This is a genomic window from Bradyrhizobium sp. JR3.5 (genome assembly GCF_054057015.1).
Genome location: NZ_JBSRYV010000002.1, coordinates 3,728,641 through 3,752,963, shown reverse-complemented (window position 1 = coordinate 3,752,963; position 24,323 = coordinate 3,728,641). Strand labels below are relative to the sequence as shown.

General features: G+C 64.5%; 21 protein-coding genes and 4 pseudogenes. 8 read left to right on the top strand and 17 right to left on the bottom strand.

Annotation, left to right across the window (positions count from 1 at the left end; translation table 11 throughout):
- Positions 1–767 precede the first annotated feature (767 nt).
- Together ACVWW1_RS34780 and ACVWW1_RS34775 are read right to left on the bottom strand one after the other, a co-directional pair.
- The gene (locus tag ACVWW1_RS34780; RefSeq protein WP_456658992.1) at positions 768–1,394 is read right to left on the bottom strand and encodes a glutathione S-transferase family protein; all 627 of its coding nucleotides are present in this window, start codon (positions 1,392–1,394) and stop codon (positions 768–770) included.
- Positions 1,395–1,537: 143 nt separating this feature from the next.
- Positions 1,538–2,008: a GNAT family N-acetyltransferase gene (locus ACVWW1_RS34775; RefSeq protein ID WP_456658991.1), complete on the bottom strand. Its 471-nt coding sequence runs from the start codon at positions 2,006–2,008 to the stop codon at positions 1,538–1,540.
- Between the two features lie 273 nt (positions 2,009–2,281).
- Between ACVWW1_RS34775 and ACVWW1_RS34770 the strand changes: the two genes are divergently transcribed.
- Positions 2,282–2,563 (top strand): hypothetical protein, encoded by a 282-nt coding sequence (locus ACVWW1_RS34770; RefSeq protein ID WP_456658990.1) that lies wholly within the window; start codon positions 2,282–2,284, stop codon positions 2,561–2,563.
- Between the two features lie 181 nt (positions 2,564–2,744).
- Here the strand turns inward: ACVWW1_RS34770 and ACVWW1_RS34765 are convergent, their stop codons facing one another.
- The 5 genes and pseudogenes from ACVWW1_RS34765 to ACVWW1_RS34745 all read right to left on the bottom strand — a co-directional run bounded on the left by ACVWW1_RS34765 (position 2,745) and on the right by ACVWW1_RS34745 (position 10,223).
- Positions 2,745–5,189, bottom strand: a complete 2,445-nt coding sequence (locus ACVWW1_RS34765; protein WP_456658989.1) for a penicillin acylase family protein — start codon at positions 5,187–5,189, stop codon at positions 2,745–2,747.
- A 217-nt stretch (positions 5,190–5,406) separates the two neighbouring features.
- Complete coding sequence (glpK, locus tag ACVWW1_RS34760; RefSeq protein ID WP_456658988.1) at positions 5,407–6,909, bottom strand: glycerol kinase GlpK; 1,503 nt, start codon at positions 6,907–6,909, stop codon at positions 5,407–5,409.
- A 261-nt stretch (positions 6,910–7,170) separates the two neighbouring features.
- Positions 7,171–8,178: an SGNH/GDSL hydrolase family protein gene (locus ACVWW1_RS34755; protein ID WP_224924672.1), complete on the bottom strand. Its 1,008-nt coding sequence runs from the start codon at positions 8,176–8,178 to the stop codon at positions 7,171–7,173.
- 14 nt (positions 8,179–8,192) lie between these two features.
- A pseudogene (locus ACVWW1_RS34750) lies at positions 8,193–8,946 on the bottom strand (SGNH/GDSL hydrolase family protein).
- A 14-nt stretch (positions 8,947–8,960) separates the two neighbouring features.
- Positions 8,961–10,223, bottom strand: a complete 1,263-nt coding sequence (locus ACVWW1_RS34745) for an OpgC domain-containing protein (protein WP_456658987.1) — start codon at positions 10,221–10,223, stop codon at positions 8,961–8,963.
- Between the two features lie 272 nt (positions 10,224–10,495).
- Here ACVWW1_RS34745 and apaG point away from each other — a divergent pair, with 272 nt between their 5' ends.
- Positions 10,496–10,894 carry a Co2+/Mg2+ efflux protein ApaG gene (apaG, locus tag ACVWW1_RS34740; RefSeq protein ID WP_092123063.1) on the top strand — a complete coding sequence of 133 codons (399 nt, stop codon included), beginning with the start codon at positions 10,496–10,498 and terminating at the stop codon, positions 10,892–10,894.
- Between the two features lie 195 nt (positions 10,895–11,089).
- On the opposite strand, the pseudogene ACVWW1_RS34735 reads toward apaG, so the two are convergent.
- Positions 11,090–11,320, bottom strand: a pseudogene (locus ACVWW1_RS34735) (DUF1488 domain-containing protein); the annotation flags it as partial.
- 305 nt (positions 11,321–11,625) lie between these two features.
- Here ACVWW1_RS34735 and ACVWW1_RS34730 point away from each other — a divergent pair.
- From ACVWW1_RS34730 to ACVWW1_RS34710, 5 genes are all read left to right on the top strand, one after another.
- A complete protein-coding gene (locus ACVWW1_RS34730) occupies positions 11,626–12,405 on the top strand; it encodes a sensor histidine kinase (RefSeq protein ID WP_456658986.1) in 780 nt (259 codons plus the stop codon).
- Positions 12,406–12,572: 167 nt separating this feature from the next.
- Positions 12,573–12,773: a hypothetical protein gene (locus ACVWW1_RS34725; RefSeq protein WP_224924907.1), complete on the top strand. Its 201-nt coding sequence runs from the start codon at positions 12,573–12,575 to the stop codon at positions 12,771–12,773.
- A gap of 324 nt (positions 12,774–13,097) precedes the next feature.
- Positions 13,098–13,592 (top strand): hypothetical protein, encoded by a 495-nt coding sequence (locus tag ACVWW1_RS34720; protein ID WP_456658985.1) that lies wholly within the window; start codon positions 13,098–13,100, stop codon positions 13,590–13,592.
- A gap of 27 nt (positions 13,593–13,619) precedes the next feature.
- Entirely contained in the window at positions 13,620–13,991 is a 372-nt protein-coding gene (locus tag ACVWW1_RS34715) for a signal transduction histidine kinase (protein WP_456658984.1), read from the top strand.
- Positions 13,992–14,012: 21 nt separating this feature from the next.
- Complete coding sequence (locus ACVWW1_RS34710; RefSeq protein ID WP_176533927.1) at positions 14,013–14,243, top strand: hypothetical protein; 231 nt, start codon at positions 14,013–14,015, stop codon at positions 14,241–14,243.
- Positions 14,244–14,280: 37 nt separating this feature from the next.
- On the opposite strand, the gene ACVWW1_RS34705 is transcribed toward ACVWW1_RS34710, so the two are convergent.
- From ACVWW1_RS34705 to ACVWW1_RS34695, 3 genes and pseudogenes are all read right to left on the bottom strand, one after another.
- Positions 14,281–15,282, bottom strand: coding sequence for an Hsp33 family molecular chaperone (locus ACVWW1_RS34705; protein WP_176533928.1), 1,002 nt, complete (start codon positions 15,280–15,282; stop codon positions 14,281–14,283).
- A 214-nt stretch (positions 15,283–15,496) separates the two neighbouring features.
- Positions 15,497–16,423 carry an ornithine carbamoyltransferase gene (gene argF, locus ACVWW1_RS34700; RefSeq protein ID WP_092123050.1) on the bottom strand — a complete coding sequence of 309 codons (927 nt, stop codon included), beginning with the start codon at positions 16,421–16,423 and terminating at the stop codon, positions 15,497–15,499.
- A pseudogene (locus ACVWW1_RS34695) lies at positions 16,423–17,629 on the bottom strand (acetylornithine transaminase). The gene argF and the pseudogene ACVWW1_RS34695 overlap by 1 nt, the downstream one beginning before the upstream one ends.
- Before the next feature lie 486 nt (positions 17,630–18,115).
- Between ACVWW1_RS34695 and ACVWW1_RS34690 the strand changes: the two are divergent.
- Positions 18,116–18,628 carry a GcrA family cell cycle regulator gene (locus tag ACVWW1_RS34690; protein WP_456658983.1) on the top strand — a complete coding sequence of 171 codons (513 nt, stop codon included), beginning with the start codon at positions 18,116–18,118 and terminating at the stop codon, positions 18,626–18,628.
- A gap of 148 nt (positions 18,629–18,776) precedes the next feature.
- Here ACVWW1_RS34690 and phoB read toward each other — a convergent pair whose 3' ends face one another.
- The 6 genes and pseudogenes from phoB to pstS all read right to left on the bottom strand — a co-directional run bounded on the left by phoB (position 18,777) and on the right by pstS (position 24,247).
- Positions 18,777–19,487, bottom strand: coding sequence for a phosphate regulon transcriptional regulator PhoB (gene phoB, locus ACVWW1_RS34685; RefSeq protein WP_016844067.1), 711 nt, complete (start codon positions 19,485–19,487; stop codon positions 18,777–18,779).
- Between the two features lie 130 nt (positions 19,488–19,617).
- Positions 19,618–20,334, bottom strand: a complete 717-nt coding sequence (phoU, locus tag ACVWW1_RS34680; protein WP_050403109.1) for a phosphate signaling complex protein PhoU — start codon at positions 20,332–20,334, stop codon at positions 19,618–19,620.
- 11 nt (positions 20,335–20,345) lie between these two features.
- Entirely contained in the window at positions 20,346–21,167 is an 822-nt protein-coding gene (gene pstB, locus ACVWW1_RS34675; protein WP_173639192.1) for a phosphate ABC transporter ATP-binding protein PstB, read from the bottom strand.
- Entirely contained in the window at positions 21,164–22,009 is an 846-nt protein-coding gene (gene pstA, locus ACVWW1_RS34670) for a phosphate ABC transporter permease PstA (RefSeq protein WP_456658982.1), read from the bottom strand. The genes pstB and pstA overlap by 4 nt, the downstream gene beginning before the upstream one ends.
- A gap of 4 nt (positions 22,010–22,013) precedes the next feature.
- Positions 22,014–23,003, bottom strand: a complete 990-nt coding sequence (gene pstC, locus ACVWW1_RS34665) for a phosphate ABC transporter permease subunit PstC (protein WP_456660747.1) — start codon at positions 23,001–23,003, stop codon at positions 22,014–22,016.
- A 231-nt stretch (positions 23,004–23,234) separates the two neighbouring features.
- Positions 23,235–24,247, bottom strand: a pseudogene (gene pstS / locus ACVWW1_RS34660) (phosphate ABC transporter substrate-binding protein PstS).
- Between the last annotated feature and the right edge of the window lie 76 nt (positions 24,248–24,323).

The following is a 24,323-nucleotide window of genomic DNA, read 5'->3' as shown; positions in this document are numbered from 1 at the left end:
AGTGCGAGGACTTGTTGGACGAGAGGAATTTGCGAGCCTCTTTCCTCCCGTCGTCCCGGCGAAGGCCGGGACCCATACGCCGCAGCGGATGTTGTGAGAGCGACTCGTCATTCCAGGGTCGTTCAACAATTGCGTTCCCGGCCTTCGCCGGGACGACGGTTAATGTGTGTAGCGGTTTGTGAATCATACATCCGCATTCTCGCGACATGAATCGTCCGAGCTTTGCTGTTCGTTCCGCCCTCTCCTTGAAGAGGGCGCAGGGAAAGCCGGGTGCCGATCGCACCCATGGGCCCCGTGCAAAAGGTAGAAAGCACGGGGGTAGGACCACAGGTGTAACCGGAGCATCCCGGCTTTCCCTGCGCGATGGTTACAGCTTATACGTGCTCTCCCCGGCGAGACTGGGCTTTCTTGTCACCGCTCTCGCAACACGCTGTGCGTCTTGCGAGAGGACACCTACCACTAGGGCGTCAGGCCTGCACGACTTCACCGTCCGCTTCGCGCGCTCTCGTCAGCACCACGCTCGGCGTCCACCGCATCTCGACCCACGTTCGTGACGACCGTCGAAGCGCCCCTCGATCGGGTGAGACGGGCAAATCTATACACTGAGTTGCGCTTCGGATAAAGCGAAATATTTTTACTGCGGGGACTTGTGCCGTCGGGCAACTCAGTGGCACGCGCGCGTGAGGGACGCACCGGCGGCAGGGTTCCCTCTCCCCTTGCGGGAGAGGGAGCCTGAGAAGCGCGCTCACCTTACGTGAAACCCACCCCTAACCGCTCGGCGGCGCCAGCGGCTGCACGATCTCCTGGAACGGCGGCAGCGCCTCGCAGCGCGCGGCGTGGGCCTTGAGCGCCGGATAGCGTGCATCGAACAGATGCGGATGCGCCTCGCCGGTGAAGCGCAGCGCGCAGGCCACCGCGATGTCGGCATGACCGATGCGATTCCCCAGCCAGTATGGCGCCTGCACCGCCGCACGCTCCTGCTCCAGTACCGCGAGCACGCCCGAAATCTGCGCCTCGCAGCGCTCGACCCAGAGCTTCAACTGCTCCTTGCGCAGCACGCGCTCATAGATCAGGCTCACCGCCTTGTCGGCGAGCCCGGTCGCCAGCGCCGTGATGCGCAGATGCTTGCGTCGCTCGGCGCCTGAGCGCGCGATCATCGCCTTCTCCGGCCCGACCAGCTCGTCGAGATAATCCAGGATCGCACCGCTCTCGATCAGCGCCTCGCCGTCGTCGAGCACCAGCGTCGGCACCCGCCGCACCGGATTGTAGGCCGCAACCTTCTCCGCATCGCCGAAGGTCGACCACGGCTTGTGCTCGAACGGCAGTCCATAGAGCCGCAACGCGATCGCGGTGCGGCGGACAAAGGGCGAGTCGTACTGGCCGATCAAAAACATCTGTCATCTCGTCAGTCATGCCGCGGCAAGCCGTACCTCGAAAGCAGGGCTTTCGAGGGGTGGGCTACGCCGGGTCAAAGGTTGCGCTTTGTACCATCCTAAATGGCTCTCGCAGCGTTGCAACCGGATCATGATCGGTCTGGCTATCCGATCACCGGCACATGCCTCGCCGCATCGCGCGGCAATTTGCCGTCGAGCCTGGGATCGTCCGCCACCTCGATCTGCCGCCTGAACGCACGGAAGCCGGAGCGCTGGTAGAACGCGACCGCGGAGGGATGATCGAAGGTGCAGGTGTGCACCCAGACGCGGGCAACGTCGCGTGACCAGGCGATCTCGATCGCGCGGTTCATCAGGAAGCGCGCGGCGCCGGTGCCGATGAATTTTGTGGTGACGCCGAAATAGAGCAACTGGCATTCGCCGGGTTCGCTGAAATCGAGTTCGAGCAGGCCTTCATCATGGCCGTCAACGACCAGCCCGTAGAGCTCAACGCCGGGCGCGTGAATTCGCCCGGCGAGATCGGCATCATCGAGCCCCGTGCGGGTGAACCACAGCCACTCCTCGCCGACGCGGCGGTAGAGATCACGGTACCAGTCGAGCGCAGGCGGCTCGACCATACGCAGGTGCCACGCGCCCGGCGGATCGTCGCCGAGTCGCGGGCGTTCGGTCAATTTCCAGATGCGTGACCACGGCGGCGACCTTGCCGTGTGGAATGTCGGAGTAGCCGTCGGGCAGCAGCATTCAGCGACCTTTGTTTCTGCGTGTCGGCCGGACATATTCGCATGTCGCGACAGATGCAATGCAACGCGGCGTAACAATGTTACCGATTTGTCAGTGGGTGTTTTGGCGAATCAGCGGCTCAATGTGCAGAGGCCACCGGAGCAATCACCGTGTCGCGCCATCACACGCTGCCGCCGATCATCACTACGCCGCCGCCACCGAAGCCGAAGCCCACGCGGCGCCGGCGCGGTATCGGTTACGCCTATGGTGCGAGTGCTGCAGATGAGGCCGCCGACGTTGCGGATAGTGCGGCGGTGCGCAGCGCGCCGGTGCTTCCGCAACACGCGCGCCCGGTCGAAGCGGCCGAGCGACGCGTCCCGTCACCAAACGGCAAGCTCAGCGACGATACGCTGCGCGCGATGTTGGAGGCGCAGGAGAAGGATGCGAAGTAGCCGGACGTGCGCACCACACTCGCTGTCGTCCCTGCGCAAGCAGGGACCCATAACCACCGCGGCTTGTTGTTGCGATCGCTGTGGCCCCAGCACCGCAAAGCAATCGGCATTTGTGGTTATGGGTCCCGGGTCGCGCTTTGCTTGCCCGGGACGACAGTGGAGTTTTGGGCCACCGCCTTGCTCACCGCGGCGTCAGCGTGATCGCCTCGGCGGTTGCGGCTTCCACCGCCGGGCGGCTGTAGAGCAGCGGCACATATTGACCGGTGGCCCAGAGCGGTGCAAGGTCGCGGTAGTGGCCGCTGAAGGGATCGCCGGATTGGCCGGGCGTGTTGATGGTGCGGCTCGCATCCCAATTGCCGACATCGAGCACCATGCGGAACGAGGCGCCGGCAGTGAGATGATAGTCGGAGCGGCGATAGGTGGCGGCGCGCGGCACGTTGGCGGCGCCGCCATAGGCGAGCGGGCCGACCGACATCTGCGCCGCGGTCGCCTTGTCGGCGAGCGGCATCAGCGCGTGATCGAACTTGGCGACATGCAGACGGCCCCAGCGCCAGGTCGACGCATCGCCCCCGAGCTTGTCGGCGACGTCGGCAATGGCCGCGCCGAGGCTGTCGCGGAGCACGCGGTCGCGTTCGCCGGCGGGATCGCTGCCGAGCGCCGCGTCCGGCTTTTCGAGATAGCCGACGACCGCGGAGATGCTGGAGGCTTCCGGCGCGATCAGCTCGGCCGCCTTCGGCGCCGTGGTCTTGAGCAGCACCGGGCCGAGATGGTTCGCGATCCAGACCTCGTAGACCGCGGCGGCCGCGCTATCAGCCGCGTCGCGCGCGTCCCATGCCTTTAACAGATCGAGGCCCTTCCTCACATTGGCATCGTCGGATGACAGCGGCTTCAGCAACGCGACGAGACGCCGCGCCAGCATGCCGGTGTCGTCGTTCTGCAGTGCCATCGCGTCCGCCAGCGTCACCTTGCTGTTGGCCTGCAGCACCTCGACGATGCGCTGCCAGCGCGCGCTGTCGGACCATTCGAAGCCGACCCTGCGCTCATTGACCGGATAGTCCGCCGGCATGTTCATCTGGTTGGCAGTGGCGATGAAGCCCTGCTTCGGCTGGTACTGCTTCGGCAACTCGTCGAGCGACAGAAAGCCCTGCCACTCGTAGCGGCCGTCGCCCGGCACCGGCATCAGGCCATCGAAGCTGGTGCGGCGCGGCGTCTTGCCGGCGGCGACCCAGCCGATATCGCCAGACGTGTCGGCATAGACCTGGTTCTCCGACGGCGCGCCCCAGCGCCGCATCGCGTCGAGGAAGCCGCCCCACGTCTTCGCGGTCATGTAGTCGGAGGAGCCGAAATAGGCCGAGGTGCCCGGCTCGAACCAGATCGAGCGCACGGCGAACGCATGCTTCTTGTCGGCGTCGACAAGGATCACAGGTCCGTGGCGGGTGAACTTCAGCTCGAGGTCGCGGTCGGCCTCGCCCTTCACCGCCTCCTTCTCATGCACGATGCGCATGTCCTCCCAGCCCGTGCCGTAGCGATACTGGTTCGGGTTGTCCGGGTTGAGCTCGTAGACGTAGAGGTCTTCCTGGTCGACGTTGAAGATGGTGAGGCCGAACGCGATGGTGTCGTTGTGGCCGATCGAGATGCCCGGCAACGCCGGCTCGCCGGCGCCGATCACGGAGATGCCGGGCGCGTTGAGGCCGACGATGTAGCGCAGCGACGGCACCGAGTGCTCGCGATGCGGATCGTTGGCGAGGATCGGGCGCCCCGTCGCGGTGCGCGATGCAGCGATCACCCAATTGTTGGAGCCGATGGTGTCGCGCTGCTGGTCGGCCTCGGCGAGGTATGTGTCTGGATCGTGCGCCAGCGCGGCCTTCTGGTCCTTCTGAGCTGCGAACTTCACCGGGCGCGTAGCAAGGTCGTAGGCCGCGAGCACGCCCTTCGGCACGCTGCAGGGGTCGAGCCCATCGGGAATCTTCGTGGTCCAGGCCGGCTCCAGCTTGACGCGGAAGCGATCGGCATCGAGGCCGGCGGCGCAGGCGACCAGCGAACGCTTCACCTCGGAAGCGACGTTGCGGGTCAGGCCGTGGCTGCGGATGCGCACGACATCCTCCGCCGACCACAGGTCCGGCATCGTGCCCGCGATCCTGAACTCGATCGGCAGCGGCCGCTTGCCCGCCTTGACGTCGGCGACATAGGCGTTGACGCCAGCGACGAAGGCCTCCGCATAGGTCTTCGCCTTCGGACCATAGGCCGCCCATTCCGCGTTCATGTCACCGCGATAGAGGAACAGGCGCAGCGCCTTGTCCTGCTCGGCATAGGCGGGCCCGAAATCCTTCGCCAGCAGGCCGAGCCCGCGCTTGCGCCAGAGGTCGATCTGCCAGAGCCGGTCGCGCGCGGCGTTGAAGCCCTGCAGGAAGAACAGGTCGTGCTCGCTGCCGGCATAGATGTGCGGAATGCCCCAGACGTCGACCAGGATCTGGCCCGGCGCCTTCAGCCCGGCGACGTCAGTCTTGATTTCGCGCGCCGCCACAAGCGGGCTCGGCTTCTCGCGCGCGACGGCGGGCGCCGCAAGCCACGCGGTGCAGAGCGCGGCGGTGAGTAGTCTCGTGACGCGGTTGAGATCCGTGTTCATGTTTGTTCTCCGATGGTTGTTATTGGTTGGAAGTCAGCACCCGCAGCGGCACTGCGCTCCCTCTCCCGCTTGCGGGGGAGGGCTGGGGTGGGGGTGTCACCACGATGGGACTAGTCATGATGCGGAGAAAGCCCCCACCCGGATCGCATCTTCGATGCGATCCGACCTCCCCCGCAAGCGAGAGAGGTGGAGCGAGCTTGCCGCAACATCAGATCAACTACTCCCCCTCGTCGCTCGCCAGCACGCCCTTCACCGCGCGGGCCCAGCCGGCGAGCTTGCGATCGCGGGTGGCCTCGCTCATCGCCGGCCTGAAGCGGTGTTCGAGCCGCCAATTGTCGGCGAACTTCGCGGGCTCCGGATAGACGCCCGCCTCGAGGCCGGCGAGATAGGCGGCCCCTAACGCCGTGGTCTCCTGGATCATCGGGCGATCGACCGGCGCGTTGAGCAGATCGGCGAGCCGCTGCATGGTCCAGTCGGATGCGGTCATGCCGCCGTCGACGCGCAGCACGGTGTTGGCAGCGTTGGCCTCCGGCCAGTCGGTGCGCATCGCGGCCCAGAGGTCGAAGGTCTGGTAGCAGACGCTTTCCAGGGTCGCATGCGCGAGCTCGGCCGGGCCGGTGTTGCGGGTCAGCCCGAACAGCGCGCCGCGCACCCGCGGATTCCAGTACGGTGCACCCATGCCGACGAAGGCCGGCACCAGGTAGACGCTCTGCATGCTATCCGACTTATCGGCAAGGGGCCCGGTCTCGGCGGCGTGCTTGATGATGCCGAGCCCGTCGCGCAGCCATTGCACCGCGCTGCCGGCGACGAAGATCGAGCCCTCGAGCGCGTAGGTGCGCTGGCCATTGAGCTGGTAGGCGATCGTGGTCAGCAGCTTGTTCTTCGAGGCCACCGGCGTGGTGCCGGTGTTGAGCAGCGCGAAGCAGCCGGTGCCGTAGGTCGACTTCATCATGCCGGGCTCGAAGCAGGCCTGGCCGATGGTCGCGGCCTGCTGGTCGCCGGCGATGCCGGAGATCGCGATCGGGCCACCGAACAGATCCGCGGTGCTCTCGCCGAACCGGGCGGAGGAATCCTTCACCTCAGGGAGCATCGAGCGCGGTACGCGCAAGAGATTGATGAGGTCGTCGTCCCACGCCCCGGTGTGGATGTTGAACAGCAGCGTGCGCGAGGCGTTGGTGGCGTCGGTGACGTGCACCCGCCCGCCGGTGAGCCGCCACAACAGATAGCAGTCGACCGTGCCGAACAGAAGTTCGCCGCGCTCGGCGCGTTCGCGCGCGCCCGGCACGTGATCGAGGATCCAGGCGACTTTCGTGCCGGAGAAATAGGGGTCGATAATGAGACCGGTCTTGGCCGAGATCGCCGGCTCATGACCTTCGGCCTTGAGCTTCGCGCAGATGTCGGCGGTGCGGCGATCCTGCCAGACTATGGCGCGGTGCACGGCCTGGCCGGTGGCGCGGTCCCACACCACGGTGGTCTCGCGCTGGTTGGTGATGCCGATCGCGGCGATGTCCTTCGCCTTCAGCCCGGCCTTCTCCAGCGCCTCGCGGCACACCATCACGGTCGAGGTCCAGATATCCTCCGGCTCGTGCTCGACCCAGCCGGAGGCCGGGAAATGCTGCGGAAACTCCTGCTGCGCGACCGCGGCGATGGAAATGTCGCCGCGAAACACCATGGCGCGCGACGATGTGGTGCCCTGATCGATGGCCAGCACGAAAGACATGAGCGTTTCCCTTAAGGCTTCGTAACAGGCGCCAAGGGAGCGGATTACCGCGGCGAGGTCAAGATTGGTGGTGCGTGTGGCGGGATGGTCGAGGCAAAAGCCCCGCCACGGTATCAATCCCGTCATCCTGAGGAGCGCGAAGCGCGTCTCGAAAGGATGCACGGCCACAGTCGGGCCGTCGACCCTTCGAGACGGCCGCTACGCGGCCTCCTCAGGGTGACGGTGACAGACTCGATGCTGGGAGCGAAGCAGCGGCGCCGATCACATCGGCCGGTAGGTCCTGACGTCGCCGGGCACGTTGACGCCGATCTTGATCGCACCGACCGAGCGGATGATGTCGTCGCCGAGCAGCTGGGCGAAGCAGGCATAGCCCCAGTCGTTCATGTGCAGGCCGTCGGCGGTGACGAAATCGTCGATCGGGATCGCCTGCCTCTCGTGCCAGTCGCGCATCACCTCGAAGCGCGGGAAGATGCCGACATGGCGCAGCGCGGCGATGCGGCCGAGCAGCTTCACCATGCCGCGCGCGCTTTCGGGACGCTCGGTGACGCGCGGCGAATATTGCGGATCGACCAGCACGACATCGGCGCCGTCGGCCTGAATGCGCGCGACGCCGTCCTCGACCTGCTTGGCGGTCTCCGACGGATCGAGGTTGCGCAGCACCGCGTTGGTGCCGACCTGCCAGATCACCATGTCGGGATGCACGTCGATCACTTCGGTCTGCAGCCGCCTCATCATTTCGGGTGCATCCTCGCCGCCCTTGCCGCGATTGAGCACGCTGATATCGGCCGACGGATACTGCCGGCGCAGCTGCGCGGCGAGGCGGCTCGGATAGGTGAATTCCGGCGACGACGAACCGTAGCCCTGGGTCGAGGACGAGCCGAACGCGATGATGACGACCGGCTTGCCGGCGGCGAGCTTGGCTGCGACATGCGGCAGCGAGCCGGTCGAGTTCGGCACGCCGGTCGGCTGATGACAGGGCACGCGGTGGAAGATGTCGCTGGCGGATTTCGCGACCTGCTTCACCTTGTCGAACGCCTTGGCGGCGACGCCCGGTTGCGGATTGGCCGCATCGGCTTCGATCGCGGCGGGCTTCGCAGCATCCGGCCTGGCCGCTTCAGTCTTTGCTCCCGGCGACAGCGCCGCATGCTGGTCGGCCTGGCCGGTCTGCGCACACAACGGCACGGCCGAGAGCGGCGCGAGCAACGCGAGCGCCGCAACGGCGCGCAGGCTCCGCCCTGCGGCGAAACGAAAAGGGAAGGCAAAACGCATCAACTCGGCTTCCTCTAATTCTGCTGCACCGGGCCCAGATGGGCCGCATCGATCACGAATTTCGCCAGTGCGCGGCCGAGACAGGCATGAACCTTCTTGGCCAGATCGACACCATGCGAGGTGCTGAACAGGTCAAAATATCCGGCGTCGCTCCACTGCTTCATAATCGCGAACCGGTCGAACAGCGGAACGTCGTGCTGCTGCGCAACCACCTTCATATTGTCGAGATATGGCGGCGCAGAGATCATCGTTTCCGTACGCGGGCTGTATTGCAGATTGACCAGCACCACGTCGGTCCCGGCGCCCCGCAACGCAACAACGCCATCGTTGATGGCGGTGCGGAAATCGTCAGGATCGACTGCTCGCATAGCATCGACCGTTCCGGGTCTGCCAGATAACCAAAGTAGGCTTTTTTGCTTCAACAAGCTTAACAAGGGTTCCCGCGGTCTCCTCGGCGGTGCTCTTTGCCTGTAATTCTACGGATAGATCGATGGTTGCCGCCGGAAATGCCTCCTTCAGCGCCGCCTGCAGCGTGGCCGGATAGGCGCTCGCCTCGTTGCCGGGGATGGTCGAGGAGCGGCTGCCCACCACCAGCACGCTGAGCGGCTTGTTGGCCTTCACCGCGTCGGTGACCTTCGGCAGCGAGCTCTCGCTCGCCAGGAGATAGGCCGGCACGTCGCAGGGCGGCGCCGGTGCCGGCTCGACGGTATCGCCGGCGTGCACGGGCGCGGCCGCCAAACAGGCGGCCAGCAGCGTCAGGCTCAGCATCGTCCACGCGGACCTCATGCTCCCCCTCCCGCCAGATCGGCGTTGCCGCCGGCGCCTTTTTTCGAGGCGCCTTTGTCGGCGGAGTGCTTGTACCACGAAATAATCCACGCCATGCCGCGGCACATGATGAGGATGCCGCAAACGCTGATCAAGGCGTGCAGTGCGGCACCGCCAGACACTTCGGCAAGTACGAAGTGACCGGCAAAGGCGAGGAAGACCCCGAGGCAGAATATCTCAAGCGAATGCTGGCCACACAGGATCAATGGTCGCAGCCAGGGCGATTTTAAGCCCGGCCAGTCCCTCGGCAGGAAGCGCACGGTGAGCGCGGCGAGCGCCAGGAAATGCGCGAACCGCAACACGTCGAGGTCGGTCTTGTTGATCGGATACATCCATTGCTCGATCACCTTCGGCATGATGTGGCCGAGCTGCGGCACGTACCAGGTCAGGGTCACGAAGAACGCCGCGACCAGATAGACGATGCAGATCCACATCGTGATGTTCGACGACAGGATGCGCGACATCCGCCGCGCACCGCCGAGCGCGCACCAGGCGCCGAACACGAACAGCAATTGCCAGGCGAACGGATTGAACGCCCAGAAGCCGTTCGGATAGGCCGAGAGGTAGAGATCGAACTGCCAGGTCAGCGCGTAGAGCAGGACCGACAGGCCGAGCGTGACATCGGGCTTCCACTTCATCAGCCCCAGGATCAGCGGCAGGAACAGCATCAGCACGATGTAAAGCGGCAGCACGTCCATGTTCACGGGGCGGAAGCGCAGCAGCAGCGCCTGCACGATGGTGACGTCGGGCTGCTTGAGGAAGTCCATGATCCCCATTTCTTCAGAGTAGAGCGGGTTCTCGAACGAGGTCGCGACATAGGAGATCTCGGCGAGAAAGATCGTGAACAGGAAGACATGCGCGACATAGATCTGCCAGACCCGGCGCAGGATGCGCGCGGTCGCGATCACGAAGCCGCCCTCCAGCATCGCGCGGCCATAGACGAAGGCGGCGGTGTAGCCGGAGATGAAGATGAAGATCTCGGTGGCGTCGGAGAAGCCGTAGTTGCGGATCGTCAGCCAGGTCAAAAGATTGGTCGGCAGATGGTCGATGAAGATCAGCCACAGCGCGAGCCCGCGGAACAAATCGAGCCTGAGCTCGCGCTCGCCGGTCGCCGGCAGCGAGATCGCGGGCGCCGCCGCCACGGCTTTCGCCTTGACCTCTGCATCGGCCTTGGCGTCGGCCACCGGCGAACCGGCTATGGGATCGGCAATCGAGCTCATCAAACACCGTGTCGGCTGCGGGCGCCCGCAGGTCGTGCTGAAAAGATAATATCGGCCCACAACTTGCCGACAAAGCACAGAGTGCGGCGACATGCGGCCGCGCTTTAGAGCGGAACTATGTTGAAACCACGATGAACAGCCGGTCCCGGGACCGGCCTTTCACGGCCTGCCCGGCGATTGGTTCCGGCTGACCAATTGGCTATGATGGGCGCCTGTTTGCGCATGATCCGGCCGAAAGCGGATTTTGCGCCGAGATCATCGGATTGAGCCGTATGTACCGCGCCGTTACCCGCCAGATCGAAGTCACCGTCGAGCCGAACTTCATGCCGGAGCGCTCGTCGATCGACCGGCGCGAATACTTCTGGTCGTACAAGATCGTGATCGTCAATTCGGGCCCGGAAACGGTGCAGCTGCGGACGCGGCACTGGATCATCACCGACGCCACCGGCCGACGCCAAGAGGTGCGCGGCGAGGGCGTGGTCGGCGAGCAGCCGGTGCTCGCGCCAGGCGAGCGCTTCGAATACACCTCCGGCGTGCCGCTGCCGACCGCCTCCGGCTTCATGACCGGCAGCTACCAGATGGTCACTGAAGCCGGCGAACGCTTCGACATCGACGTGCCGACCTTCTCGCTGGATAGCCCGAGCCCGGACGGGAAACGGGTGCTGAATTAGCCGTGCCGTCGATGCCGCCGCGGTCGTACCTCGTGAATGCGGGGCACGAAACTTCTGAGAGACGGAAGTAATTTCGGGATTTCCTATCGGCCCGACGGGCGAACCCGGCACGATTGAATTCAACCCGTCATCGTTGTCTCGCGTGATCCGATCGAAGCCGCCGGTTAGAAATTTCGCGGCCACCAGATCGTAAGACCCCCTGCTTCCGCGGACATAGACCCTGGCCGCAGCGGCACATATCCGATCGCGGTTGGCATCGAAGGCGTGCAGAAGGCCCGGCTCGTCGAGGTAGGCATCCGATTGAAGTCGCTTCAATGCGCCTTCGGTGACGAAGAACGATGCCTCAATAGCACTGTCATATCCCCAAAACCGCACGGCGCGCCGCGTTTGGTCGTATGAACGACTATGATTTGGAAATTCAATCATGGGTAAGGCCTATCAGGTTGTTGCCACGGCTTGTCGCGACCCGTAACGCGCGCATTGAAGCGACGTGACGTTTGGTCAATATCGATTGCAAGATTTGGCAGCTAAGGCTTCGCGCTTCCGCAAGGGGATGCTGTAACAATACAGTTGCGCTGCTGATCAGGTGGCTACTCCGCTATCGAATGACAAGCCCACTCGGCACGTATCGGGGCAATCGCTCGCGTTTTTCGTGCCGGATACGTCCAGATTCGCCCGATTGCGCAGAAAAACATTCGCCGAAGGGCCACCTTATGATGATACGGTCGGTGATGTCTCCAGCCGACCTCCGCCCCGACCCGCGTGCTGCAAGCAGCTTGGCACCGCTGCAGGACGTTGTGGCGGAAGAGAATATCAGCCTTCGGCTTCTCCTCGCGCAGGCCGCGGTCGATGCCCAGAGTCTTCTGACCGCGGCCGGCCTTGACGCCAAGGAGCGCGAAGCGGCCGACAAGCTGCAGAAGGTGATCCTCGAGGAGCTGCACCACCGCATCAAGAACACGATCGCTACCGTCGGTGCCATTGTCTCCCAGAGCCTGCGCAACCTGGAAGGGGTCGAACATGCGCAGCACGCCATCGAGGGCCGGTTGCTGGCGCTCGGGCGGGCGCACGATCTCCTGCTGCAGGCAAGATGGAGCAGCGCGGATCTCGGCACGGTCGTCCGCGGCGCCACCGAAGCCTTCAACAATCCGGATGAACCGAAATTCTCGATTTCAGGACCCGGTATTCGCATGACGTCGGGCGCCGTCATTGCCATCGCAATGACACTCAACGAGCTCTGCACGAACGCCACGAAGTTCGGCGCCCTGTCCGCCCCACAGGGGCGGATCGACATCAGTTGGACGCTGGATCAACCAACACAGCGTTTGCATCTGACATGGACCGAGAAGAACGGTCCGGCAGTCCACCCTCCGGAACGGCGCAGTTTCGGGACACGGTTGATCGAAACGCTCGGCAGGCAGCTGCGCGGCGACGTGCGGCTAAGCTATGAGCCGACCGGTTTCGTGTACACATTCGACGCACCATTGGCTTCTCTTACTTCGTCAACCGCATAGCCGACGTCCCGAACGCACGCCAAAGTCTGGATATGCTGCCCTCCGACTGCGAATTGAGTCGACTACCGGACGTAAGGGGTGTCTACTGCGGTGATCACTGCTCCGCCTCTGGCCGATACCGGTGACTGAGAGTGCTGCAAGCTCCCGCCAGTAACCAGGAGAGCTTTATGCCGACTGCTCAACACAGCCAGCCTGAACCGCCGCCTCATGATCTGCCGGCGTTGGAAGCCGTGAGGATAGGAGATGCTGCGAAGCCATTCCTGCCCGGCCTTCAGCGCAACGCGATGCTTCGCAAGGCCCGGCTGGTCGAAACCGCCTCGCACATCAATGATTGGCTGACATCGCCCGGCCTGCGAACGCCGAGCTGACTGCCGACTTTGAGGAAACGCGGCCCCACAGTACGGGGCCGGCTGGGACCGCAATTCTTCCGATGCCGCTGGGGCCCGGCCTCCGGTCGCCTCTCACCAAGCGACGGCTTCGACATTGCTTCCAACTCTGCTTCAGGAACTGGCGACCGCGGTGAACGTTGTCGCGGTGCAGATATTCACGCGCGCCATCCGATTGGCTTGTGCCCGGTGATTTGTGGCCTCGGTGCTCGTTATTCGACCCTTCGCCTCCCATATACAAATCAATCCTCGTCAGCCATCGAGATTGGTCGGAATGCGCGGAGACCTCCAAGGAAAGGGACCGCCATGTTCAAATCTCAGCAGTACCGCACCAAGGCAGCCGCATACGGCGAACTGATCAAGCGTTCGAGCAGTCAGGGCGAAAGCCGCAAGTTTCAAGAGCAGCAAGACCGCCTCGCTTCGCTCGCGGATAACGAGCAAGGATTGGCGGACAATTTCGACAACGCAATAAACGTCGCGGAGCAGGACCGCTCTCGCGGCGCCGCCCTTGCCGCCGAAGAGGAGTACGTTCTGCGGTGCCTCGGCGCGGCCATCATCATGCAATGGAACGTGCTGCCGAAGGCGCTGCAGCGGGAAATCTTCGACACCGCCGGATCGGTCGGAAAACTGTTGGAGACGTCGGCGCTCCGCGGGCAGATCGCGCGCTTCCTGCACAAGCACAAGGATGATGCCGGTCGCGACAAGGTTCTGGAGGCGCGTCAGGACGCGAGATCGGGCGCTGCGGCTTTGTCGCGATGGGACAATGAAGGAGGTGCAGTCCCCGATGGACCGCCGATGTGAGCCAACCACGACAACAGGAGATTCACCATGTCACTTACCCAATTTGACGTCGATGACGGACAGCACAGCATGGACGGGCTGCGACTTTTCGCCCGTGATGGAAATGAACGGGTCGAGGCATTCATCGGCCGCAAGGTGATGGACGTCTGGGCCGAGTCTGTCGAGCATCGCGGCGGACATCAAAGCCTGTTCCGCGATCAATACAACGCACTCGGCAGGCTGAACCTGGCGGCGATCGAGCGGATCGTCAGTGCGAAATACCAACGCGGTGCTGCGTTCAACCGCCAGCATCCCTATGTCGAGGTACTGTTCTCGGATATCACCGACAGCGGGGAGACCTTGAATCTGAGCGGGCTCGTGCGCGAGACCCTGCCGCCCGCGTTTCACCGGCTGAGTTGAGATCGATCCAGGAGGATTCCCATGACGAAGAAAACCCTGCACTCCATTGAAGAAACAGAGCCGAAGAAGCCACTGCGCGCCGACCGGCCTCCCACCGAAGGCTTCGTGATCATTGTCGACAAACACTTCAAGTCGGAGTTCGACACCGCCGAGGCTGCTGAAGCGTCTGGCCGACAACTGAAGGCGTCGTATCCGATGCTTCAGATCGAAATCTATGACGCCGCCGGCAAGACCCGCACCTTGCTGAGCTGACAGGCCTGGTTGCCGGGTCTCGTGGTCGGTTTTCCGCCTACTCGACGCCGGCTTCCTGCGGCGTGAATTCGTAGACCGACGAGCAGAACTCGCAAGTCACGACCACCTTGCCGTCCTTGACCATCTCGGCGCGATCGTTCGGCGCAAAGCTCTTCAGCATCGACGACACCGCATCGCGCGAGCAGGAACACTGCGCGCGCAGCGTTTGCGGGTTGAAGACGCGCACGCCGCGTTCGTGGAACAGGCGGTACAGCAGCCGCTCGCCGGAGAGATCGGGATCGATCAGCTCGACATCCTCGACGGTGGAGATCAGCGACTGCCCCTCGACCCAGGCGTCGTCATCCGGCACGCTGTGCGTGGCCGTGCCTTCCGGCGCATCGCCGGGATGCAGATCGGCCTGCTTGGCGCGTTCGGGGGCCTTGGGCAGGAATTGCAGCAGGATGCCGCCGGCGCGCCAGTGCAGCTTGCCGCCTTCGCCGCCGCGCATCTCCTCGCCGACCGCGAGCCGCACCCGCGTCGGAATCTGCTCCGAGCGCAGGAAATATTCGTGGGCCGCCTCTTCCAGGCCGCCGCCGTCGAGCGCGACCAGGCCCTGGTAGCGGCTGGTGTTCGCGCCCTGATCGATCGTCATTGCAAGGTGGCCCTTGCCGAGCAGCTCACCCGAGCTCTGCCCGTCCTTGAGGCGCGCCACATCGTAGCGCGCATAGGCACGCAGCCGGTCGGGCGCCTGGAAATCGACGATCAGGAGCGAGACCGGACCGTCGGTCCGAGTCTGCAGGATGAAGCGGCCCTCGAACTTGACGGAGGAGCCGAGCAGCGTGGTGAGCACGATGGCCTCACCGAGCAGCTTGCCGACCGCGGGCGGATAATCGTGCTTGTGCAGGATCTCGTCGAGCGCGGGGCCGAGCCGGGTCAGCCGGCCGCGCAAGTCCAGCGCACCGACCTCGAAGGCCAGCACAGCATCGTCAACAGGAACCGCCGAGGGCGCGCGAATGGGCGTCTCGGCCTGAATTTTGATGTCGGGGGATTGTGAAACCATGGCGCTCTATCTGGGGTCTCGGACCATGAAATAAAGGGGTTCAGCATACCGGGAATCGACGTCGTCCCTGCGAAAGCAAGGACCCATAACCACAGGATTTTGTCGCGGCACAAGGCGTCTGCCCATGTGCCTTTTTCGCAGGCCGCGGCGTATGGGTCCCTGCTCCAGTGCGCAATTGCGCACAAGGCAGGGACGACGGCATTGATGTCGTCGACTACGCGACCGTGTCGAAACACCAGGCCAGAATGCCCTTCTGCGCATGCAGGCGGTTTTCCGCCTCGTCGAACACCACGGATTGCGGGCCGTCGATCACCTCGTCGGTGACCTCCTCGCCGCGATGCGCGGGCAGGCAGTGCATGAACAGCGCGTCCGGCTTGGCGAGCGACATCAGCTTGGCATTGACCTGATAGGGCTTCAGCACGTTGTGGCGGTGCTCGCCCTCCTTGTCGCCCATCGACACCCAGGTGTCGGTGACGACGCAGTCGGCGCCGCGCACGGCGGCTTCCGGATCGGTGCCGAGCATGATCGGCGCGCCGGTGGCCTTGATCCAGTCCCGCATCGGCTTCTTCGGCGAGAGCTCGGGCGGGGTGGCAATGTTGAGATTGAACTTGAACCGCTCCGCAGCGTGCGCCCAGGAGGCCAGCACGTTGTTGTCGTCGCCGGTCCAGGCCACCGTCTTGCCCTCGATCGAGCCGCGGTTTTCCTCATAGGTCATGAGGTCGGCCATCACCTGGCAGGGATGCGAACGCCGGGTCAGGCCGTTGATGACGGGCACGGTGGCGTGGGCGGCGAGCTCGAGCAGCGCGTCATGGTTGAGGATGCGGATCATGATCGCATCGACATAACGCGACAGCACGCGCGCGGTGTCGGCGATGGTCTCGCCGCGGCCGAGCTGCATCTCGGCGCCGGTCAGCATGATGGATTCACCGCCGAGCTGGCGCATGCCGACGTCGAACGACACCCTTGTGCGGGTCGACGGGCGCTCGAAGATCATCGCCAGCGTCTTGCCTTCGAGCGGCTTCCTGCCCTTCTCATGCGCCTTCAGCTTCGCCTTCATGGCGGCTCCGGCTTCGAGCATGTTGCGCAGCTCGGCGAGCGGCAGCTCGTTGATGTCGAGGAAGTGACGGACCGGCTTGCTCATTATCCAGCCGCCTTCTTCGGCTGCGGCGCCGATAGCACAGAGCAGGCGCGCTCGAGCGCTGTGATCGACTGGTCGATCTCGGCCTCGGTCACGATCAGGGGCGCCAGGAACCGCACCACATTGTCGCCGGCGCCGACGGTGAGCAGCTTCTCGTTGCGCAGCGCGGCGATCAGATCGCCCGACGGCACCACCGCCTTGACTCCGATCAACAGGCCCTCACCGCGCACCTCCGACAGCACGCCGGGATAGCGGTCGACCACGGAAGCGAGCTTCTGCTTGAGCAGCAGCGACATCTTCTGCACGTGCTCGAAGAAGCCGGGCTTGAGCATGACGTCGAGCACCGCATTGGCGGCGGCGACCGCGAGCGGATTGCCGCCGAAAGTCGAGCCGTGCGAGCCCGGCGCCATGCCGGCCGCAGCCTGCGCGGTCGCCAGCACCGCGCCGATCGGGAACCCGCCGCCGAGCGCCTTCGCCAGCGACATCACGTCCGGCGTGACGCCGGTGCGCTTGTAGGCGAACAGCTCGCCGGTGCGGCCCATGCCGGTCTGCACCTCGTCGAAGGCGAGCAGCAGGCCATGCTCGTCGCACAGCGCGCGCAGTGCTTTGAAGAACGCCTGCGGCGCCGAGCGCACGCCGCCCTCGCCCTGCACCGGCTCGATCAGGATGCCGGCGGTGTGCGGGCCGATCGCCTTCTTCACCGCCTCGATGTCGCCGTGCGGCACCTGGTCGAACCCGTCCATCGGCGGGCCAAAGCCTTCGAGATATTTCGCCGAGCCGGTCGCAGCCAGCGTGCCCAGCGTGCGGCCATGGAAGGCGCCCTCGAAGGTGATGATGCGGTAGCGCTCCGGATGGCCCTTGGAGAAGTGGTGGTGGCGGACCAGCTTGATCACGCCCTCCATCGCTTCGGCGCCGGAATTGCAGAAGAACACGAAGTCGGCAAAGCTCTGCTGGCACAGCCGCGCGGCGAGCACCTCGCCATCCGGGCTCTTGAACAGGTTCGACATGTGCCAGAGCTTGGTCGCCTGCTCCTGCAGCGCCTTGACCAGATGCGGATGCGCATGCCCGAGCGCGTTCACCGCGACACCCGAGGTGAAATCGAGATAGCGGTCGCCGTTGGTTGCGATCAGCCAGGCGCCCTCGCGCGCGCTCGAAGCCGAGATCGACCCGGGCGAAGACGGGGAGCAGATGCGACGAGGCGTTGGTCATGGCGTTCACTGCCGGTTTGAAGCCGTCAATTGCCGCGCGCCTTGACGCCAACACAGCAACCGCCAGCTTCGGAAAACAAAACGGCCGCCTTTGCGGGCGGCACGTACGGGTCATTCTATGCGGCGGCCGGTAAGTGTCAATCGTCAGGAGCCGGCCTTCCTGCAATACGAAACCAGCGCAATCCGGAGCATTCCGGTGCGGTGGAAAAGCCTCATAGCAATGCTTAACTTTGTGGGAACATGTGGACGCACGGCCGCGGACTCTTGCGCCAGAGTCACGCCATATTGTAGCGTTTGGCCTGTCGGGTACGACATCTCGTGCGGCAGTACTGGACCCTCTAAGTAGCCTTCGTGTCTCGCGTAAACGTTCGGGCGCAACACCGTGCCCGGCGAGGGCTAAGGGATTCTGGCCGAAGGGATATTTGTCCAGATTGGCTCGCAGCGCCGCTCCGATGAGTGGCCGGCGCCATGCGAAAGGAAGAATGTGATGACTGTATTGACATGGTCCGACGATCGCGTCGAGCAGCTGAAGAAGCTCTGGGAATCCGGCCTCTCGGCCAGCCAGATCGCGGCGGAACTTGGCAATGTGACGCGAAACGCCGTGATCGGCAAAGTGCATCGGCTCGGCCTCTCCGGCCGCGCCAAGGCCCCCTCCACGGCCGCGCCGCGGCAGCGCAAGGCCCGCCCCGCCCAGCACATGATGCGGGTGGCGCGCCCGGTCTCGCGCGGCAACACCGCGCTTGCGCACGCCTTCGAGGTCGAGATGGAGCCCGATCCGATCTCCTTCGACAACGTGGTGCCGATGAGCCAGCGGCTGTCGCTGCTCCAGCTCAACGAGGCCACCTGCCACTGGCCGGTCGGCGATCCCTCGAGCCCGGAATTCTTCTTCTGCGGCGGCAAGGCGCTCGCCGGCCTGCCCTATTGCGCGCATCACTCGCGCGTTGCCTACCAGCCCGCCAACGATCGCCGCCGGCCGTCGGCGAAGCCACAGATCAAGTAGCACTCGGGAAACTGCCTGGACTGCAAAAACAAATCCCCGCGAAAGCGGGGATTTTTTTGTGTGATCGTCGCGCGGAAGTATCCACCAGCGTCGTCCCGGCGAAAGCCGGGACAACGCCGTGTTGTGGCTTGAGGTTGCCGTGCAAGCCTTACGGCTGCGGCTCGGCCTTGGCAAACCGGTCGTCGAGCGCATAACCGGCGCCGCGCACGGTGCGGATCGGATCCTGCTCGCGGCCCGGATTGAGCAGCTTGCGCAGGCGGCCGATATGCACGTCGACGGTACGCTCATCGATATAGATGTCGCGGCCCCAGACGCTGTCGAGCAGCTGTTCGCGGCTGAACACGCGGCCGGGATGTTCGAGGAAGAATTCGAGCAGCCGATACTCGGTCGGACCGAGATCGATCGGACGTCCCGAGCGCGCCACGCGGCGCTTCTCGCGATCGAGCTCGATGTCGCCATAGGTCAGCACGGTCGCAAGCCGCTCCGGGCTCGCGCGGCGCAGCAGGCCCTTCACCCGTGCCAGCAGTTCCGGCACCGAGAACGGCTTGACGATGTAGTCGTCGGCGCCGGTCGCAAGCCCGCGCACGCGCTCGCTCTCCTCGCCGCGCGCGGTCAGCATGATGATCGGAAGCTGCTTGGTCTCGGGACGCGCCCGCAGGCGGCGGCACAGCTCGATGCCGGACAGGCCCGGCAGCATCCAGTCCAGTACCACGAGGTCGGGAACGCGCTCCTTCAGGCGGGTGTCGGCATCGTCGCCGCGCCCGACCGTTTCGACATCGTAGCCTTCCGCATCGAGGTTGTAGCGCAACAGTGTCGTCAGCGCTTCCTCGTCTTCGACTACCAGAATGCGTGCGCTCATCGGCTTAAATTCTCTCTCTGTGGTGATCCGTTGCCCAGACGCAAACCGAAACGCTTACTTTCCTGGGCATAATCCCCGCGGAAACGACTTGTCGTGAAGACAATCCGGCTCCGCGCTCGCGGATCATGTCCTAGGTACCCGGCACAGTGGTGGCAAAGTTGGTCATGTCGCCCTTCGGGCGCTTGTCGGTGATCTGCTGTCCCTCGATCATGTAGAACACGGTCTCGGCGATATTGGTGGCGTGATCGCCGATCCGCTCGATGTTCTTGGCGCAGAACATCAGATGGATGCAGAACGAGATGTTGCGCGGATCCTCCATCATGTAGGTCAGCAGCTCGCGGAACAGCGAGGTGCAGATCGCATCGACCTCCTCGTCGCCCTTCCAGACGTTCATCGCCGCCGGCAGGTCGTGCGCGGCATAGGCGTCGAGCACCGACTTGACCTGAGACAGCACGAGGTCGGTCATGTGCTCCAGGCCGCGGATCAGCTTCAGCGGCTGGAAATCGCTTTCCAGCGCCGCGACGCGCTTGCCCATGTTCTTGGCGAGGTCGCCGATCCGTTCGAGGTCGGTGGCCACGCGCATCGCGCTGACGATTTCGCGCAGGTCGATCGCCATCGGCTGGCGGCGGGCGATCGTCAGCACCGCGCGCTCTTCGATGACGCGCTGCAGATTGTCGATCTCGATGTCGGCGGCGACCACGCGCTTGCCGAGCGCGACGTCGCGACGGATCAGCGCGTCGACCGACTCGGTGATCATCCGCTCGACGAGGCCGCCCATCTCGGCGACCAGGCGGGTCAACTCCTGCAGGTCGCTGTCGAATGCCTTGGCGGTATGTTCAGAAGCCATCTTGTATCTCCTCAGCCGAACCGGCCGGTGATGTAATCCTGAGTCCGTCGATCGCTCGGCGAGGTGAAGATCTTGTTGGTGTCGTCGAACTCGATCAGCTCGCCGAGATACATGAAGGCGGTCTTGTCGGAGACGCGCGCCGCCTGCTGCATGTTGTGGGTGACGATCGCGATCGTGTAGTCCTCGGAGAGCTCCTGGATCAGCTCCTCGACCTTGGCGGTCGAGATCGGATCGAGCGCCGAGCACGGCTCGTCGAACAGGATCACCTCGGGCCGCACCGCCACGGTGCGCGCGATGCACAAGCGCTGCTGCTGGCCGCCGGAAAGCGACAGGCCGGAAGCGTTCAGCTTGTCCTTGACCTCGTTCCACAGCGCGCCGCCGCGCAGCGCCTTCTCGACCCGGTCGTCCATCTCGGACTTCGAGATCTTCTCGTAGAGGCGGATGCCGAAGGCGATGTTCTCGTAGATCGTCATCGGGAACGGCGTCGGCTTCTGGAACACCATGCCGACCCGCGCGCGCAGCAGATTGAGGTCGAGCTTGGGATCGAGAATGTTGGTCTGGTCCAGCATCAGCTGACCGGTGGCGCGCTGGCCGGGATAGAGGTCGTACATCCGGTTGAAGATCCGCAGCAGGGTCGACTTGCCGCAGCCGGACGGTCCGATGAACGCGGTGACGCGGTTGGTACCCAGCGTCAGGTTGATGTTCTTCAGCGCGTGGTGCTCGCCGTAATAGAAGTTAAGGTTGCGCACCGTGACTTTCGGCGGCGCTTCCGGCAGCGGCGTATGCGGTGCAACGTGGCTCGGGTTACTGGTTGAAACGGAGAGCTCGGTCATTTTGCGGCCCTTTCGGCACCAAGGATACGCGCGCCGATATTCAGCGCGAGCACGGTGAATGTGATCAGCAGTGCGCCGCTCCACGCCAGCTCTTTCCAGTAGGCGTAGGGGCTCTGCACGAAGTTGTTGATGGTCACCGGCAGGTTGGCCATCGTCTTGGTCAAGTCCCAGCTGAAAAACTGGTTCGACAGCGCGGTGAACAGCAGCGGCGCGGTCTCGCCGGCGACACGGGCGGTCGCCAGCAGCACGCCGGTGATCAAGCCGCTACGCGCAGCACGATAAGCGATCCGCTTGATCACCAGCGAGCGCGGCAGGCCGAGCGCGGAAGCCGCCTCGCGCAGCGGATTGGGCACCAGCAGCAGCATGTCCTCGGTGGTGCGCAGCACGACCGGGATCACGATCACGGCGAGCGCGAGACTGCCTGCGATCGCCGAGAAGCCGCGCATCGGCACCACCACCGCGCCATAGATGAACAGGCCGATGATGATCGAGGGTGCGCTGAGCAGGATGTCGTTGATGAAGCGGATCACCGAGGTGAGCTTGTCGTGCTTGCCGTACTCGGCGAGGTAGGTGCCGGCGAACAGGCCGAGCGGCGCGCCGATGCCGACGCCGATCACCGTCATGATGACCGAGCCGACGATGGCGTTGAGCAGGCCGCCTTCGGTCGAGCCCGGTGGCGGCGTGTTCTGGGTGAACAGCTGCATGCTGAGGCCGGCAAGGCCGTTATAGACCAGCGTGAACAGGATCAGCGCCAGCCAGGTGACGCCGAACAGCGCCGCGCCGACACAGAGTGCGCGAATGACGATGTCGCTGCGGCGGCGGGATTTGTAGATCGGGTTCATGGCCCTATTTCCCCGCTTTCGTTTCAAGCCGCATCAGCATCAGCCGGGCGCCGGCGAGCACGAAGAAGGTCAGCACGAACAGCAAGAGGCCAAGCAGGATCAGGCCGGACTGGTGCAGGCCGTCGCTCTCGGCGAATTCCGAGGCGATCGCCGCCGAGATCGTGGTGCCCGGCGCGAAGATTGACGACGAGATGCGGAACGAGTTGCCGATGATGAAGGTCACCGCCATCGTCTCGCCGAGCGCGCGGCCGAGCGCCAGCATGATGCCGCCGATCACGCCGACCCGGGTGTAGGGGATCACGACGCTGCGGACGACTTCCCAGGTGGTGCAGCCCATGCCGTAGGCGGCCTCTTTCAGCACCGGCGGCACGGTCTTGAACACGTCGACCGAGATCGCGGTGATGAAGGGCAGCACCATGATCGCGAGGATCAGCGCGGCGTTGAACAGGCTGAGATAGGACGGCGGGCCTCCGAACACCGCACCCAGCACCGGAACGCCCTCGAAGATCCTGATCATGAAGGGCTGGAACGTGTTGGCCAGGAACGGGCCCAGCACGAAGAAGCCCCACATGCCGTAGATGATCGAGGGAATGCCGGCGAGCAGCTCGATCGCGATGCCGATCGGGCGGCGCAGCATTTGCGGGCAGAGCTCGGTGAGGAAGATGGCGATGCCGATGCCGACCGGAATGGCGATCAGCATCGCGATGACCGAGGTGATCAAGGTGCCGTAGATCGGGCCAAGCGCGCCGAGCACCGGCGGATCGGCCGAGGGCGCCCAGCGCTGCGTCCAGAGGAAGGCTAAGCCGTATTCCTTCATCGCCGGCCAGGCGCCGGCGATCAGCGACAGGATGATGCCGCCGAGGATCAACAGGACCGAGATCGCCGAGATACGGGTGATCCAATAGAAGGTGAGATCGCCGAGCTTGAAGGCGCTGAGGGCCTTGGCGCGATCGTAAGGTCCCGCGGCTTCCATCACATCGCTCTGAACAGCCATGTCTGCCACGCCAATCCCCTCATTACTATGTGAAAGCCACGCAAACCGCTACGCCCCGAAGCGATCTTCACTGACGCATTTTGGCCGGGCGTCGGTCCGGCTTGCGCCACCCGGGGCGCGAACCGCGGCCCCCGCCCCGCGTTTCTTGCCGCGGTGATGGAGCCCGGATCTTGGTCGCTTGACCTGCGCCGCCCTTGGGAGGCGGCACAGGCGTTGTTCAAAGCGTCGGACTTAGCTCTTGATGTCCGAGGACCAGGTCTTCTCGATCAGCTTGACGACCGAGTCCGGCATCGGGATGTAGTCGAGCTCTTCGGCCGCCTTGCCACCCTTCTCGAAGGCGTACTTGAAGAACTTGAGCGCTTCCTGCGAGGCCGCCTTGTCGGTCGAGTCCTTGTGCATCAGGATGAAGGTCGCCGCGGTGATCGGCCAGGAGGCTTCGCCCGGCTGGTCGGTCAGGATCACGTAGTAGCCGGGAGCCTTGGACCAATCAGCGTTCGACGCAGCAGCCTGGAAGGCGGCGATCGTCGGCTGCACGGTCTTGCCGGCCTTGTTGACCAGCGGCGGTGTAGGTCAGTTTGTTCTGCTTGGCATAGGCGTATTCGACATAGCCGATCGCGTTCTTGGTCTGGCCGATGTTGCCGGCAACGCCCTCGTTGCCTTTGGCGCCGACGCCGACCGGCCACTCGACCGCGGTGCCGGAACCGACCTTGGACTTCCAGTCGGCGTTCGACTTGGAGAGGTAGTCGGTGAAGTTGAAGGTGGTGCCCGAACCGTCCGAACGGCGCACGACGGTGATCGCGTCGGCCGGCAGGGTCAGCTTCGGATTGAGCTTGGCGATCGCCGCGTCATTCCACTTGGTGATCTTGCCGAGATAGATGTCGCCGAGCACTTCGCCGGAGAGCACGAGATCGCCCGGCTTGACACCTTCCAGGTTCACGACCGGAACGATCGCGCCCATCACCATCGGCCACTGGACGAGGCCGTCCTTCTCGAGCTGCTCGGCCTTGAGCGGCGCGTCGGTCGCGCCGAAGGTCACGGTCTTGGCCTGGATCTGCTTGATGACCGGCGCCGGAACCGATCGACTGATAGTTCAGGCCATTGCCGGTGTCCTTCTTGTAGGCGTCAGCCCACTTCGAATAGATCGGGAACGGGAACGTTGCGCCGGCGCCGGTAATATCGGCAGCGAAGGCCGACGTCGAAGCGGCGACCAAGCCGGCAGCGACGATAGCTTTGATGAAATTCATGGGGTGGTCTCCATCTTGTGAGCGAAGCGCCAATTGCGCCCGATCGCGCCCACGCCGGTCCATCTAGGAGCGGTCG